This window comes from Bacillus cereus group sp. TH152-1LC (assembly GCF_027710505.1).
In the GTDB taxonomy this organism is placed as follows: Bacteria; Bacillota; Bacilli; order Bacillales; family Bacillaceae_G; genus Bacillus_A; species Bacillus_A mobilis.
Genome location: NZ_JAQFNK010000025.1, coordinates 1 through 14,863 on the forward strand (window position 1 = coordinate 1; position 14,863 = coordinate 14,863).

The window sequence follows — 14,863 nt, forward strand, 5'->3', positions numbered from 1 at the left end:
TTTTCGCGGAAGTAGTTCAGTGGTAGAATACAACCTTGCCAAGGTTGGGGTCGCGGGTTCGAATCCCGTCTTCCGCTTTATTACTAAGGGGCCTTAGCTCAGCTGGGAGAGCGCCTGCCTTGCACGCAGGAGGTCAGCGGTTCGATCCCGCTAGGCTCCATCTAATAGAGAAGCTTACATCATATGATGTAAGCTTTTTTTGTGTTTAAAAAGACAACTTCATATTTGTCATTTAAAATGGAGAAAATGCGAAAATAAAGGATGGGGATAATTGTGAAAGTTGTTATTGCATCTGATTCATATAAAGAAAGCTTAAAAGCTATAGAAGTATGTGAAGCTATTGAAAGAGGTTTTGGAGTAATTTTCCCTAAAGCAGAGTATGTGAAAATACCAATTGGAGATGGAGGAGAAGGAACGGTTGATTCTCTTGTTGATGCTACAGGGGGAAGGATTGTATTACTTCATGTGACAGGACCTCTTAGAGAACGCGTACAAGCCTTTTACGGTATGTCTAAAGATAAAAAGACAGCGTTTATTGAAATGGCAGCAGCATCAGGATTACAACATGTTCCGGTTAAAAAGCGAAATCCACTTATTACAACAACTAAAGGAACAGGTGAACTTATACTACATGCGCTAGACGAAGGAGCTGAGCACATTATTTTGGGACTTGGCGGAAGTGCTACAAATGATGGTGGAGCAGGTATGTTGACAGCTTTAGGAGTCAGGTTTATAGATGGAAAAGGGGAAGTAATAGAGCCATCTGGCGGAACGTTACATTCGATTGTCGCTATTGATTTTTCGTGCTTGGATTCACGCTTAACGCATATAAAGATAGAAGCAGCATGTGATGTAGATAATCCCTTAGTTGGAATAAGAGGAGCATCTTTCGTATTTGGGAGGCAAAAGGGTGCGAATACAGAGATGATGAAAGAGCTGGATGAGAATTTAAAGCATTATGCGAATATCCTTAAACAATATTTATCTTGCGACGTATCTAAAATACCTGGCGCAGGAGCAGCAGGAGGAATGGGAGCAGCTGTTATTGCAGTGTTAAAGGGAAATTTACGGAGAGGAATTGAAATTGTATTAGACTATACAAATTTTGATAAGCATATAGAAGGAGCAGATTTAATTATAACTGGCGAAGGGAGAATAGATGAACAAACAGCATATGGAAAGGCCCCTGTGGGTGTTGCAGAGCGTGCAAAGCATTTTCGTATTCCTGTCATTGCTATTGGAGGATCTGTATCTCCGAATTATCAAGCTGTTCACGAAAAAGGAATCGATGCAGTATTTAGTATTACAGCGAGCCCTATGACATTAGAAGAGGCATATAAAGTAGCGGAAGAGAATACCGAAATGACAGCAAAGAATATTGCTGCAGTATGGAAAATAGCATCAGAAAAACACTTCTAAATGTAGGAGTGTTTTTTATTATTATTTAATAATAATGATGGTAATTGTTTCATTAAGTTAACTTTATACATAGAATAGTCTTAAAGTTTGGTTTTCAAGGCGAATATAAGTGAATAATTTGTATATCCATACAGAAAAATGTCGAGTTGAGTCAGACTATATAAAAGATTTAAAATATTTAGTGAAGGCACAAAAGGGGGATACTATCTATGAAAAAAGAAATTTCGGTTATTGGAGTTCCAATGGATTTAGGACAGATGCGTCGCGGAGTTGATATGGGGCCGAGCGCAATCCGTTATGCAGGCGTAATTGAAAGAATTGAAGAAATTGGATATGACGTTAAAGATATGGGAGATATATGTATAGAGAGAGAAAAAGAAGTAGATGTAAATACAAGCTTAAGAAACCTTACACAAGTTGCAACTGTTTGTAACGAATTAGCAAGTAAGGTGGATCATATTATAGAAGAAGGACGTTTTCCACTTGTACTAGGTGGCGATCATAGTATCGCTATTGGTACATTAGCTGGTGTTGCGAAACATTATAAAAATTTAGGTGTTATTTGGTATGATGCACATGGTGATTTAAATACAGAAGAAACTTCACCATCTGGAAATATTCATGGTATGTCACTTGCAGCAAGTTTAGGGTATGGACATCAAACGCTTGTAGATTTATATGGGGCATATCCAAAGGTGAAAAAAGAGAACGTTGTAATTATTGGTGCACGTGCATTAGATGAAGGAGAAAAAGACTTTATTCGCAATGAAGGTATTAAAGTATTCTCGATGCATGAGATTGATCGTATGGGTATGACAGCTGTTATGGAAGAAACAATCGCGTATTTATCTCATACTGATGGTGTACATTTATCATTAGATTTAGATGGTCTTGATCCACATGATGCACCAGGAGTTGGAACGCCTGTAATTGGTGGCCTATCTTATCGTGAAAGCCATTTAGCAATGGAAATGTTAGCGGAAGCTGATATTGTTACATCAGCTGAGTTTGTTGAAGTAAATACTATTCTAGATGAGCGAAATAGAACGGCAACAACAGCAGTTGCTTTAATGGGTTCTTTATTCGGTGAAAAACTAAAATAAATGTAAGAAAAGCAACTGAGAAGTTGCTTTTTTTATTTGAAAATAAGCGTATAATAATGATTTATATTATACTGTACGATAATAATGTTTGACATCTTACTAATTTAGACTAAAGGGGGTTGTTTGTAATTGTTGTTTGTTTCATGTATGGTATAATTAACTAGTTGTTGGAAATACATACAGATAGAGCATAAAACAATATTTCAATATATGGATAGAATTGCTCGTAAGTAGGAGGAAGGGTTAGCATGCCTTTTGAAGATACGACCATTTTGAAATATCTTAGTACGGTATTAGATATTGCCGTTGTATGGTTTATTATATATAAGCTAATTCTCATAATCCGAGGGACGAAAGCTGTTCAACTTTTAAAAGGGATTACAGTTATTATTGTCGTTCGGATGATCAGTATTTTCCTTGAATTGCATACGCTTTATTGGCTGACTGAGCAAGTATTAACGTGGGGATTTTTAGCCGTTATTATTATTTTCCAGCCAGAATTGCGAAGGGCACTTGAGCAGTTAGGACGCGGGAGTTTATTTTCGCGTGTTGGAACTCATGAGGATGATGAACCTGAAATCGTTGCAACAGCGATAGCGAAAGCAACGGAATATATGGGAAAACGTAGAATTGGTGCATTAATTACTTTGTCGAAAGAGACCGGTATGGGTGATTATGTGGAAACAGGTATTCCGCTAAATGCAAACGTATCATCGGAATTACTCATTAATATTTTCATTCCTAATACACCTCTTCATGATGGAGCAGTTATTATGCAAGGAAGTACCATTAAAGCAGCAGCTTGTTATCTTCCGTTATCGGAAAGTCCTTTTATCTCTAAGGAGTTAGGAACTAGACATCGCGCTGCAATGGGAGTTAGTGAAGTTACTGATAGTATTACAGTAGTTGTGTCGGAAGAAACAGGTCAAATTTCTTTAACGAAAAATGGTAAGTTGCATCGTGATTTGAAGACTGAACAACTGAAAGATATGTTGTTAGCTGAATTTAGTGCGAGCGAAAAAACGACTTCTTCGTCTTTATGGAATTGGAGGAGAAAGCGTCATGGATAAGTTAATGGAGAATCATTGGTTCTTAAAGGGGATCTCATTACTATTGGCGTGTATGCTTTTTATGTCAGCGACTTTAACTGAAAAAAATACGACATCGGGGATAATACCTTTTGCAAATGATGCGAAAGAAACATTAACTAATTATGCTATTACCCTTAAGTATGATGAAGATAAATATATCGTAAGTGGTATTCCGGCAGAGGGCGTCAAGGTAAAGTTAGAGGGCCCAAAAGCAGCAGTTGCTACAGCAAAAGCGAAAAAACAATTTGATATACCAGTTGATTTGAGAGATAGCGAAAAAGGAACTTATGAAGTTTCTTTAAAAACGAACGGGCTTCCAGATGATGTGAAAGGAACAGTTCAGCCATCAACAATTAAAATTACGCTACATGAAAAAGCGAGAAAATACGTTCATGTAGACTTAAAGTTATCAAATGAGGATCAAATGCCAGCGGGTTCTACTCTCGAAAAATCAAACATTAAACCTGATACTGTTGAGGTAGTTGGGACGAAAGAAGAGATTGAAAGTATTTCATCCGCTAAGGCGTATATTGATTTAAAAGGTGTTAATAAAACTGTTACAAAAACAGCTGAAGTTACATTATACAATAAAGAAGGAAAACGTTTAAATGTAAGAACGAGTCCATCTAAAATTAGTGTAACGTTAAACGTGGCGACGCAAGCTACGGCCAATAATACGGAAAAAACTGTTCCTGTAACGTATACGAAAAAGGGGAGTTTGCCAGAAGGATTGGCCGTTACAAATATTAGCGTTGAGCCGCGAGAAGTAACGATAGCAGGTCCAAAAGATGTATTGGATAATATACAATCGATAGAGGGGGTCGAAGTAGATCTTAGTCAATTGACAGAGTCTACAACATTCGATACCTCTGTTTTATTGCCCAAAGGTGTAACAAGTGCGAAACCGAATCAAGTAAAGGTTTCAGTAGGTGTGCAAAAAACAAAACAAACGAAAACAAGAACGATTGATGGTATATCAATTCAAAAAAATGGACTTTCTAAAGACGTTACGGCTCAGCTACTTTCGCCGCAAGATGGGAAGATAAGCGTTGAAATTTCAGGAGAAACAAGTATAGTAGATAAAATAACAGCTGCTCAAATAACAGCAGCCATTAATCTGCAAAATGTATCTCCGGGGACGAAGGATGTTTCTATTCAAGTGAGCGGTCCTGGTAATATTTCAATAGAGCCAAAGCAAAAAAGTGCTAAAGTCACAATTGTGAAGAAAGAAAATCCAGATAAAGAAGTACAGGGTAACGGTGAAAAACCAGATTCAAATAATAACCAAGATAATCAAACTGAAAAACCAAAAAATCCTGAACCTGAACATCAGCCTAAGCCTGACACGGAACAGGAACAAGATAAAGAAAAAGAAAAAGATAAAGAAACTAGTCAAGAGCCAACAGTAGATAATCAAAAAGAGCCAGAAAAAGGAGCGAATCATAATGGGTAAATATTTTGGTACAGATGGAGTACGCGGGGTTGCGAACCAGGAGTTAACACCTGAATTAGCATTTAAAATTGGACGTTTTGGTGGTTATGTATTAACAAAAGATACAGATCGTCCAAAAGTAATTATCGGCCGTGATACACGTATATCAGGACATATGTTAGAAGGAGCTTTAGTAGCAGGTCTATTATCAACTGGAGCAGAAGTAATGCGTCTTGGTGTTATTTCTACGCCAGGTGTTGCTTATTTAACAAAAGCGTTAGATGCACAAGCAGGTGTTATGATTTCTGCATCTCATAATCCAGTACAGGATAACGGAATCAAATTCTTCGGTTCAGACGGTTTTAAATTAACAGATGAGCAAGAAGCAGAGATTGAAGCTTTATTAGACAAAGAAGTTGATGAACTACCACGTCCAACAGGTACGAATCTTGGACAAGTGAGTGATTATTTTGAAGGCGGACAAAAATATTTACAATATATTAAACAAACTGTAGAGGAAGATTTCTCTGGTTTACATATCGCTTTAGATTGTGCGCATGGTGCTACATCTTCTTTAGCTCCATACTTATTCGCGGATTTAGAGGCTGATATTTCAACAATGGGAACTTCACCAAACGGCATGAACATTAACGATGGAGTAGGTTCTACACATCCAGAAGTATTAGCTAAATTAGTAACAGACAAAGGCGCTGATATCGGTCTTGCCTTTGATGGTGATGGTGACCGTTTAATCGCTGTAGATGAAAAAGGAAACATCGTTGATGGCGATCAAATTATGTTTATTTGTGCGAAGTACATGAAAGAAACTGGTCAACTAAAGCATAATACAGTTGTTTCAACTGTTATGAGTAACTTAGGTTTCTACAAAGCACTTGAAGCTAACAATATCACAAGTGATAAAACAGCAGTTGGTGACCGTTACGTAATGGAAGAGATGAAGCGTGGTGGTTACAACTTAGGTGGAGAACAATCGGGTCATATTATCTTACTTGATTACATTACAACTGGTGATGGAATGTTAAGTGCACTTCAATTGGTAAACATCATGAAAATGACGAAAAAACCATTATCTGAGCTTGCAGGTGAGATGACAAAATTCCCACAATTACTAGTAAACGTTCGTGTAACAGATAAAAAACTAGCATTAGAAAATGAAAAAATTAAAGAAATTATTCGTGTTGTAGAGGAAGAAATGAACGGTGATGGCCGCATTCTTGTTCGTCCATCTGGAACAGAGCCACTTATTCGTGTAATGGCAGAAGCACCAACACAAGAAGTTTGTGACGCATATGTACATCGCATTGTAGAAGTTGTGAAAGCTGAAGTTGGCGCTGAATAATTCGATAAATTTATTGAAAAGGAGCACAAGAAGTGCTCCTTTTTCATATGTTTTATAGATGATGAAAAAAATTTCATTGACGGTTTATCCATGTTTGTTATAAGATGGTCTTGTTCTTTTTCTCAAAGGAAATATTGTAAATTATAGAAGCGCCAGAACTACAAGTAGTGTAGTTGACGAGGTGGAGTTTATCGAGATTTCGGCGGATGACTCCCGGTTGTTCATCACAACCGCAAGCTTTTACTTAAATCATTAAGGTGACTTAGTGGACAAAGGTGAAAGTGTGATGAGAGAAAAGGAACGGATGAAAACTAGCTGTATAAGTATATACGGACTTAAACCCAATCGAGAGGAAGGTGAAAGCCGTTACAAGCTTACAGGGCTAGCAATATGTAATCCGTTTTTTAGTATAAATAAAAATGGTATCGGACTATGTCGTTACATGTTCGCAGAGCAATGTAAGCATTTGTAACGGCGACTAAACATGTGTGGAATCGTAGGATTTATTGGAGAGCAAGATGCAAAGGAAATTTTATTAAAAGGTTTAGAAAAGCTAGAATATCGTGGATATGATTCAGCAGGTATTGCAGTACAAACAGAGAACGGTGTTGTTGTATACAAAGAAAAAGGTCGTATTGCAAAACTTCGCGAAATCGTAGATGAGAAAGTAGCAGCAAGCGTGGGAATCGGTCACACACGCTGGGCTACACATGGTGTTCCAAGCAAAGTAAACGCGCATCCGCATCAAAGTACATCAAAACGCTTTACACTAGTTCATAACGGTGTAATTGAAAACTATGAATTAGTGAAAAAAGAATATTTACAAGATGTAACGTTCGTAAGTGAAACTGATACAGAGATTATTGTACAGCTTATGGAACAACAAGTGAGCACAGGACTAAGTGTAGAAGAAGCGTTCCGTAATACGCTATCGCTTTTACATGGCTCTTATGCAATCGGATTACTTGATGCTGAAAATCCAAACATGATTTATGTTGCTAAAAACAAAAGCCCGCTATTAGTAGGTGTTGGTGACAACTTTAATGTTGTGGCGAGCGATGCTATGGCGATGTTACAAGTTACAGATCAATTTATCGAATTAATGGATAAAGAAATCGTAATTGTAACGAAAGAAAGTATTACAATTAAAAACTTACAAGGTGAAACGATTGAACGTGCACCGTTTACAGCGGAATTAGACGCAAGTGATATTGAAAAAGGAACATACCCTCATTTCATGCTTAAAGAAATCGATGAGCAACCACTTGTAATCCGTAATATAATTCAAAAGTATCAAGATGAAAATGGCGAGATTGAATTGGATCAAGACATTCGCAATGCGATTTTAGATAGCGACCGTGTTTACATCATTGCATGTGGAACGAGTTATCATGCAGGTCTTGTTGGAAAACAATTTATCGAGAAGTTTGCAAAAATGCCAGTTGAAGTGCATGTAGCAAGTGAATTCTCTTATAACATGCCATTATTAACAGAAAGACCATTCTTCATTTACATTTCACAAAGTGGTGAAACAGCTGATAGCCGTGCAGTACTTGTACAAACAAATGAAATGGGTCATAAAGCATTAACGATTACAAACGTACCTGGTTCTACACTTTCTCGTGAAGCTGATTACACACTTCCGTTATACGCGGGACCAGAAATCGCAGTTGCATCAACGAAAGCTTACACAGCACAGCTTGCAGTACTTTCAATTTTAGCTGCGGACATTGCTAAAGCAAAAGGTGAAGTTCTTGATTTCGATTTAACACACGAATTAGGACTTGTAGCAAATGCAATGATAGAACTTTGTGATCAAAAAGAAGAAATGGACGCATTAGCAAAACAATTTTTAGCAACAACGCGTAACTGTTTCTTCATCGGACGTAGCGTAGACTTCTACGTAGGATTAGAAGGTGCGTTAAAGCTAAAAGAAATTTCTTACATCCAAGCAGAAGGATTTGCTGGAGGAGAATTAAAACACGGTACAATCGCCTTAATCGAAAACGGTACACCAGTTATCGCACTTGCTACACAAGAGCACGTAAACCTTGGAATTCGTGGTAACGTGAAAGAAGTAGTAGCACGTGGAGCTAACCCATGTATCATCTCAATGAAGGGCTTAGAAATGGAAGGTGACAGCTTCGTATTACCAGCTGTACACGAAGCACTAGCACCGCTAGTAGCAGTTATTCCATTCCAACTTATCTCATACTACGCAGCACTTCACCGCGAGTGTGACGTTGATAAGCCACGTAACTTAGCTAAGTCTGTTACTGTTGAGTAGGAGATTGGTAGGTTAATAAATATACAAATCTGTACCCCTTTAGATATGTTATCTAAAGGGGTATTTTTATGCACAAAAAGAACATCTAAAATTGGTAAGTGGACAGCATCCTACCTACTAATGACAGTTTTACTTTATTGGAGTTGGAATAGAATTACTTTTATTTATCTGAATTTTCCATTATCATTTTAAGTATGCGTGAACAATTTTCTTTATTATGAAGAGAAGAGACGATAGATTCATGGACATTACAAGGGGGCTTATTATATGAAAGTGAAAGCGAAAACATATTTAAGTATAGAAGAGATTATTTCATTACCGTCCTTATCAAGTGCAAACTTAAGTGATGATGGCAAAAACGTAGCATTTGTAAAGACTTCAGCTAACTGGAAAGACAATACATATAGAAATCATGTATGGATATATGAGAAAGATAAAGGGAAGAGTTATCCACTAACAAATGGGGATATAGATAGTACACATCCATTATGGTCTCCAGATTCTAAGACTATTGCATACCTTAGCCCAGGTGGTGACGAGGATAATACAAATCAGATCTTTGTTAAGTCCATAGCCGGTGGTAGTGAGGTTCAAATTACGAATGAGAAGGAGGGAGTTAATACATTCAAATGGGAGCCTACTGGTAAAGGCTTTTATTATATTGCACAGTCAAAAGAATGTGAGGAAATAAAGAAACGTAAGGAGTTATATGGGGATTTCCATCATGTAGGTAAGGAACATCGGAATAATTGTTTATATTACATTGAAATAGAAAAAGGGATACAAAATGATAAAGAGGAACGCGAGATTAAAGGTGTTTATCAACTAACGGATGGTAAGGATTTTTATATACATAACTTTGATATTTCAAATGATGGGAAAAAGGTTGTATGTATGGCTACACCAAGCTTAAACGATTATATGAATGGTGAGCTCTACATATTAGATGTTGAAGCTGGAGAACTACAAAAAATGAATATGGATAAGTTGTTAGGAGCGAGCGTCTGCTTTTCTCCTGAGGGCAGCAAAATATGTTACGCAGCAAGCATAAGAGAGAAGGAGTACTATAGAAATCATATACAAGATAATACATTAGAGATATATGATAGGAATACTGGAGAAGTAATTCAACCTTTACCAACCTTTGATAGTACGGTTATGCCATTACAGTGGACAGCTAAAGGGATTTTAATTAGATGGCAGGATAAAACGAATTACCGTATTGGATTGCTATGTGAGGATGGTACTGTGGAAATGTTAAGCGAAACAGTAGATGGTTTTATAATGGATGCCTCTATAACAAGGGATGGCAATCATATAACATATACTAAGGCTATAACAAATGAAACCTTTGAAATCTATTTGGATGATAAAAAAATAACGAATGAAAATAGCTTTTTCGAAGGCAAGCTTAAAAGTAACAGGGAAATCATCTCATGGAGAAGTAGTGATGGTCTTGAAATAGAAGGTGTTCTATCAACTCCAGTAGAGTTTGATACAAATAAAAAATATCCCTTATTAGTAGTAATCCATGGTGGTCCGAATTGGGCGTCCTTTCCGATATTTTCAGACTGCTTCAATGAGAAATATCCGATTGAACAGTTTGTTGAAAAAGGCTTTATCGTTTTAGAGCCAAACTATAGAGGAAGTTCTGGTTATGGTAATGAATTTTTAAAAGCAAACTATAGAAAACAAGGATTTGCTGATTATGATGATATTATATCTGGAGTGGATGAACTAGTTGAAAAAGGGATTGTAGATAAAGATAGCGTAGGAGTTATGGGATGGAGTAACGGAGGATATATAGCAGCTTTCTGTTCTACATATAGCAGTAGATTTAAAGCTATTTCAGTTGGGGGCGGAATCACGAACTGGAGTACCCATTATGTAAATACAGATATTCCTTACTTTATTAACATGTATTTAGGAAATACTCCGTGGAATGATCCAGAGATATATAAGAAAACATCGCCAATGACATATGTTAAATCAGCTTGTACGCCTACGTTAATTCAACATGGAGAAAAGGATGTAAGAATTCCAACTACAAATGCATATGAGCTATATGAAGGGTTAAGAGATATGGAAGTTGATACAGAATTAATTATATTTAAAGAAATGGCATATAGTTCGGATCAGCCAGGAATGAGAGTAGCTATTATGAAACAGAATTTGATGTGGTTTTCACACTATATTCTTGGGGAAAGTATGGAGGGCTTTCGTACAGGGATTTAATCAGGTCAAATTGTTGAAAAAGAGATTCAAACAATCATTGAGATGATTTATACTTAAGCTATTATAAGGAAACGTAATTCGGAGGACTAATATGACAGCGAATAAGAATAAGTTATCTGTAGAACAACGTGAAGAACTATTAAAAGCATTACAAGCTCGTTTTGAGAAAAACATGAACCGCCATGAAGGTCTTGAATGGGCTAAAGTTGAAGTAAAGCTAGCTACTAATAATGAAAAATTATGGTCAATTCATGAAATGGAAGTAACTGGCGGTGAGCCGGATGTTGTTAGTTATGATGAAGAGAAGGACGAGTATACTTTCTATGATTGTTCAAAGGAGAGTCCTAAAGGTCGTAGAAGTCTTTGTTATGACCTTGAAGCGTTAGAGGCAAGAAAAAAGCATAAACCAGAAAATAACGCTATTGATGTGGCAACTGCTATGGGTATTGAACTATTAACTGAAGAACAATATCGAGATTTGCAACAACTTGGGGATTTCGATATGAAATCATCAAGTTGGGTACAAACGCCTTCAGACATTCGAGAACTCGGTGGTGCTCTATTTTGCGATTATCGCTTCGGACACGTTTTTGTGTACCACAATGGAGCAGATTCCTATTATGCTGCTAGAGGATTTCGCGGTTCGTTAAGCGTTTAAATTTGGAGTAAATAAGAAAAAGAGCCTATACTTAGGCTCTTTTTCTTATTTATATTTTAAAAGTAAACTGTTACTACGCAGTTTTACTTAATTTATATGCTTCATGGTTGTTTTTACGGAAAAGTTTAGGGAAAACATAGCCATCTAATCCAATACGTCCAGCGTTATGACCTGCAACTAAAATGAACATAGTCAGAATAAGTAGGTTTGGGTTTACACTAACAGTTCCACTTAGTAAAAATGAAAGGTTCATTATAATTCCAAAGAATGCAGCAGTTTTTGTTAATCCGCCTAAAATTAAACCTAGACCTACTAAAATTTCTCCCCATTGAACTAAAAAGCTAAATAGGTCTGCGTTTGGAAGAACAAAGTGTTGAAGGAAGTCTGCCCACCAACTTTGTACGGCAGGGTGGGTACCTGATGCTTGAGCGATAGCGCCCTTTAGAAAACCACTTGCATCAAAAGATTGTCCGAAAACTTTACCTATCCCAGCAGCGAGCCATGCATATCCTATGTAAAATCGTAAAAATAATAATATGAAAGCAGCACGTTTATCAGTTCTTAAAAAATTGATAACCATTGAAATCCCTCCAATATTTTATTTACATGTTTATTATATACCCATTGTGAAAAGATTCACAATGGATAAAGTGTGAACAAAAATTGTGATTTTATAAAATGAAAAAGGCATATAACAATCATATGTTATATGCCTTTTCTAATATATGCTTAGTAATTTATTTAGGTAATGTAAATTTAACTTTTTTACCTTGTGAAATATCTTTTGCTTCTTTATTTCTCATAGGTCCTAACTCAATCTCAAAGCTTTTGTCTTTCCAAATCTTTTCATACTGCTCTTGATCTAAAATATATACTTGTAGTAACTCTCCAGATGTTCCAGTTTTAACCGCAGCGTTATAGTCATAATTTAATAGCATACCCTCATTAATCGTATATTGTGTACCATCATTTACTCTTAATGTAGAGCTTATAGGAGATAGTGAAACGTCTTGGGCATCTTTGTTATCAAGCTTAAATTTTACTGTTAACAGAACAAGACCGTTTTTAAAATTTGCAAAGCGTGGAGCTTCGACGGAATTTGGTGTGAATTGAGTGAATTGGTATCCGTCTAATGTAACATTAACAGCGCCTAATTCTTGGCTGTTATTAATACTTGATTTCTCTTTTAACATTTTTTTATCGCCCATGTTATTAGCTGTAGCTTTATCTTGGTAGAAAGTATTATCTGTTGCAACCTTTTCAGCGCCTTGCTTGTTTAAACTTAATGAAAAGTTTCCAGGGCTTCCGATTGGAGCATCAAATTTTCCTTTATTAGCTTGTGCAGTTGGGACTGTGACTGAGACTGTTGAGAGACTTGAAATTTTGGCTAGATCATCTTTTCCGAATGGATAAGCGATATAACCAGAAATAGTTTCTCCTGCTTTTACTAAGTAATCATTCGTTGGAGCAAGTTTAGTTGGGAGCTGATCTTCTTTTGGAATTAAATCTTTATAGTTACTATATACTTTCTGCGCACCAGTAAATGACATGTCCAATGCTGGCATATAATAAATATCTTTAGCTGAACTATTTTTCACGCTGTAGTTCACAAGAATAACTCCGCCTTCTGTTTGACGATTAAACGGAATATCGAAGTTTGTATGGAATCCATTTAATTCAACTAATGTGTAACTATTCATTGATACTGAAACATCTTCAGCTTTATGGACTTGTGGTTCCTTATTTTCAAAAAGAACTTTTGTTTTACCACCTGTTTCTTTTTCCATATAGGAAATCAGCTTAGAGTAATCGCTTGAGCTAGTAGCTGTATTTTCAGGCTTTTTATCATCAGTTTTTTTATCTTCGGATTTTTTTTCTTCAGGTTTATTTTCCTTCGTTGTATCCGTTTTTTCTGTTTTGCTTTCTTTTGTTGTATTTTCTTTTTGTTCTTTATTTGTCGTATCGCTTTGACCACAGCCAGTTATTACAAAAGCTGCCACGATTACTGTAGAAAATAAAGAAAGTAATTTTTTTGACATATTGCTTCCCCCTATTTGTTTAAAACTAGTTGGGTCTGTATAATCAGACCACTTACAACTCTCACATTAGCCCCACATTTTATTATAAAAAAAGAGCCAGTATTTACCAGTGTTTTTCTGATTATTTTAATTATTTAGTTATTGTAATATATTGAAATTAATAGGAAATTGGCATGGGATATTGGGTTTTATTTTTTTATCGTTTGAAATATTACATCATATTGGTATGATAGAAATAGAGATATATGGAAAGGGGACAAGGACTCAATATGCGGATGAACTTGTAATGATTAGGAAACTAGATAGATCAATTTTTCTCTCATAAGTGAGGGTTTATTTAGCTATCTGTAAATCATTCAAGGACTGCATATTTGGCTTGTACATCCCTTTTGTAAGGATAATGTGTAGGGAAATTCATATCTCTTATATAAAGTATGCGTCCTTTAAAATTGGAGGAGTATATGATGAATCAATTAAAACATAAAATAGCAGTTGTTACAGGTGTAAGTCGTCTAGATGGTATAGGCGCAGCAATTTGTAAAGAATTAGCTGAAGCAGGATACGATATATTTTTTACGTATTGGACAGCGTACGATAAAGAGATGCCCTGGGGCGTTGATCAAAGTGAACAAATACAATTAAAAGAAGAGTTACTAAAAAACGGTGTGAAAGTATCAAGTATGGAGTTAGATTTAACTCAGAATGATGCACCGAAAGAGCTTATAAATAAAGTTACTGAACAACTAGGCTACCCTCATATATTAATTAATAATGCAGCGTATTCTATGAATAATAATTTCTCTAATTTGACAGCTGAAGAATTAGAGAAGCACTACATGGTAAATGTTCGTGCAACTACATTGTTAAGTAGTCAATTTGCCCGAGGATTTGATAAGAAATCTGGTGGTAGAATTGTGAATATGACGTCGGGACAATTTCAAGGACCTATGGCAGGAGAACTAGCGTATGCAACAACGAAGGGAGCTATTGACGCTCTTACTAGTACGTTGTCAGCTGAGGTAGCTCATCTAGGAATAACAGTGAATGCAATTAACCCAGGTCCAACTAGTACGGGATGGATGAATGAAGAGATAAAGCAAGGGTTAAAGCCGATGTTTCCTTTTGGTAGAATTGGTGAGCCAAGGGATGCAGCAAGACTTATTAAGTTTTTAGTAAGTGAAGAAGCAGAATGGATTACTGGACAAGTTATTCATTCTGAAGGTGGGTTTAAAAGGTAAA

At 36.3% G+C, this 14,863-nt stretch carries 12 protein-coding genes and 2 tRNA genes; 12 read left to right on the top strand and 2 right to left on the bottom strand.

Annotation, left to right across the window (positions count from 1 at the left end):
• Nucleotides 1–5 precede the first annotated feature (5 nt).
• The 11 genes from PDL00_RS29780 to PDL00_RS29830 all read left to right on the top strand — a co-directional run bounded on the left by PDL00_RS29780 (nucleotide 6) and on the right by PDL00_RS29830 (nucleotide 11,585).
• Nucleotides 6–77, top strand: a tRNA-Gly gene (locus PDL00_RS29780).
• A 10-nt stretch (nucleotides 78–87) separates the two neighbouring features.
• A tRNA-Ala gene (locus tag PDL00_RS29785) sits at nucleotides 88–160 on the top strand.
• Nucleotides 161–273: 113 nt separating this feature from the next.
• Nucleotides 274–1,419 carry a glycerate kinase gene (locus PDL00_RS29790; RefSeq protein WP_270733229.1) on the top strand — a complete coding sequence of 382 codons (1,146 nt, stop codon included), beginning with the start codon at nucleotides 274–276 and terminating at the stop codon, nucleotides 1,417–1,419.
• Nucleotides 1,420–1,628: 209 nt separating this feature from the next.
• The gene (rocF, locus tag PDL00_RS29795) at nucleotides 1,629–2,522 is read left to right on the top strand and encodes an arginase (RefSeq protein WP_000711573.1); all 894 of its coding nucleotides are present in this window, start codon (nucleotides 1,629–1,631) and stop codon (nucleotides 2,520–2,522) included.
• Nucleotides 2,523–2,770: 248 nt separating this feature from the next.
• Nucleotides 2,771–3,592, top strand: a complete 822-nt coding sequence (gene cdaA, locus PDL00_RS29800; RefSeq protein ID WP_048528662.1) for a diadenylate cyclase CdaA — start codon at nucleotides 2,771–2,773, stop codon at nucleotides 3,590–3,592.
• A complete protein-coding gene (locus tag PDL00_RS29805) occupies nucleotides 3,585–5,066 on the top strand; it encodes a CdaR family protein (RefSeq protein ID WP_270733232.1) in 1,482 nt (493 codons plus the stop codon). The genes cdaA and PDL00_RS29805 overlap by 8 nt, the downstream gene beginning before the upstream one ends.
• Nucleotides 5,059–6,405: a phosphoglucosamine mutase gene (gene glmM, locus PDL00_RS29810; protein ID WP_242255650.1), complete on the top strand. Its 1,347-nt coding sequence runs from the start codon at nucleotides 5,059–5,061 to the stop codon at nucleotides 6,403–6,405. The genes PDL00_RS29805 and glmM overlap by 8 nt, the downstream gene beginning before the upstream one ends.
• Before the next feature lie 286 nt (nucleotides 6,406–6,691).
• Nucleotides 6,692–6,877 (top strand): hypothetical protein, encoded by a 186-nt coding sequence (locus tag PDL00_RS29815; protein ID WP_033659100.1) that lies wholly within the window; start codon nucleotides 6,692–6,694, stop codon nucleotides 6,875–6,877.
• Nucleotides 6,878–6,889: 12 nt separating this feature from the next.
• Nucleotides 6,890–8,692: a glutamine--fructose-6-phosphate transaminase (isomerizing) gene (gene glmS, locus PDL00_RS29820; RefSeq protein ID WP_242255652.1), complete on the top strand. Its 1,803-nt coding sequence runs from the start codon at nucleotides 6,890–6,892 to the stop codon at nucleotides 8,690–8,692.
• 267 nt (nucleotides 8,693–8,959) lie between these two features.
• Complete coding sequence (locus tag PDL00_RS29825) at nucleotides 8,960–10,927, top strand: S9 family peptidase (protein WP_270733234.1); 1,968 nt, start codon at nucleotides 8,960–8,962, stop codon at nucleotides 10,925–10,927.
• 91 nt (nucleotides 10,928–11,018) lie between these two features.
• A complete protein-coding gene (locus PDL00_RS29830) occupies nucleotides 11,019–11,585 on the top strand; it encodes a DUF4256 domain-containing protein (RefSeq protein WP_242255654.1) in 567 nt (188 codons plus the stop codon).
• Nucleotides 11,586–11,658: 73 nt separating this feature from the next.
• Here the strand turns inward: PDL00_RS29830 and PDL00_RS29835 are convergent, their stop codons facing one another.
• Nucleotides 11,659–12,165 carry a DoxX family membrane protein gene (locus PDL00_RS29835; RefSeq protein WP_270733236.1) on the bottom strand — a complete coding sequence of 169 codons (507 nt, stop codon included), beginning with the start codon at nucleotides 12,163–12,165 and terminating at the stop codon, nucleotides 11,659–11,661.
• 157 nt (nucleotides 12,166–12,322) lie between these two features.
• Nucleotides 12,323–13,624 carry a DUF5068 domain-containing protein gene (locus PDL00_RS29840; protein WP_270733238.1) on the bottom strand — a complete coding sequence of 434 codons (1,302 nt, stop codon included), beginning with the start codon at nucleotides 13,622–13,624 and terminating at the stop codon, nucleotides 12,323–12,325.
• 461 nt (nucleotides 13,625–14,085) lie between these two features.
• Between PDL00_RS29840 and PDL00_RS29845 the strand changes: the two genes are divergently transcribed.
• Nucleotides 14,086–14,862, top strand: a complete 777-nt coding sequence (locus PDL00_RS29845) for an SDR family oxidoreductase (RefSeq protein WP_270733240.1) — start codon at nucleotides 14,086–14,088, stop codon at nucleotides 14,860–14,862.
• Nucleotide 14,863: the final 1 nt, after the last annotated feature.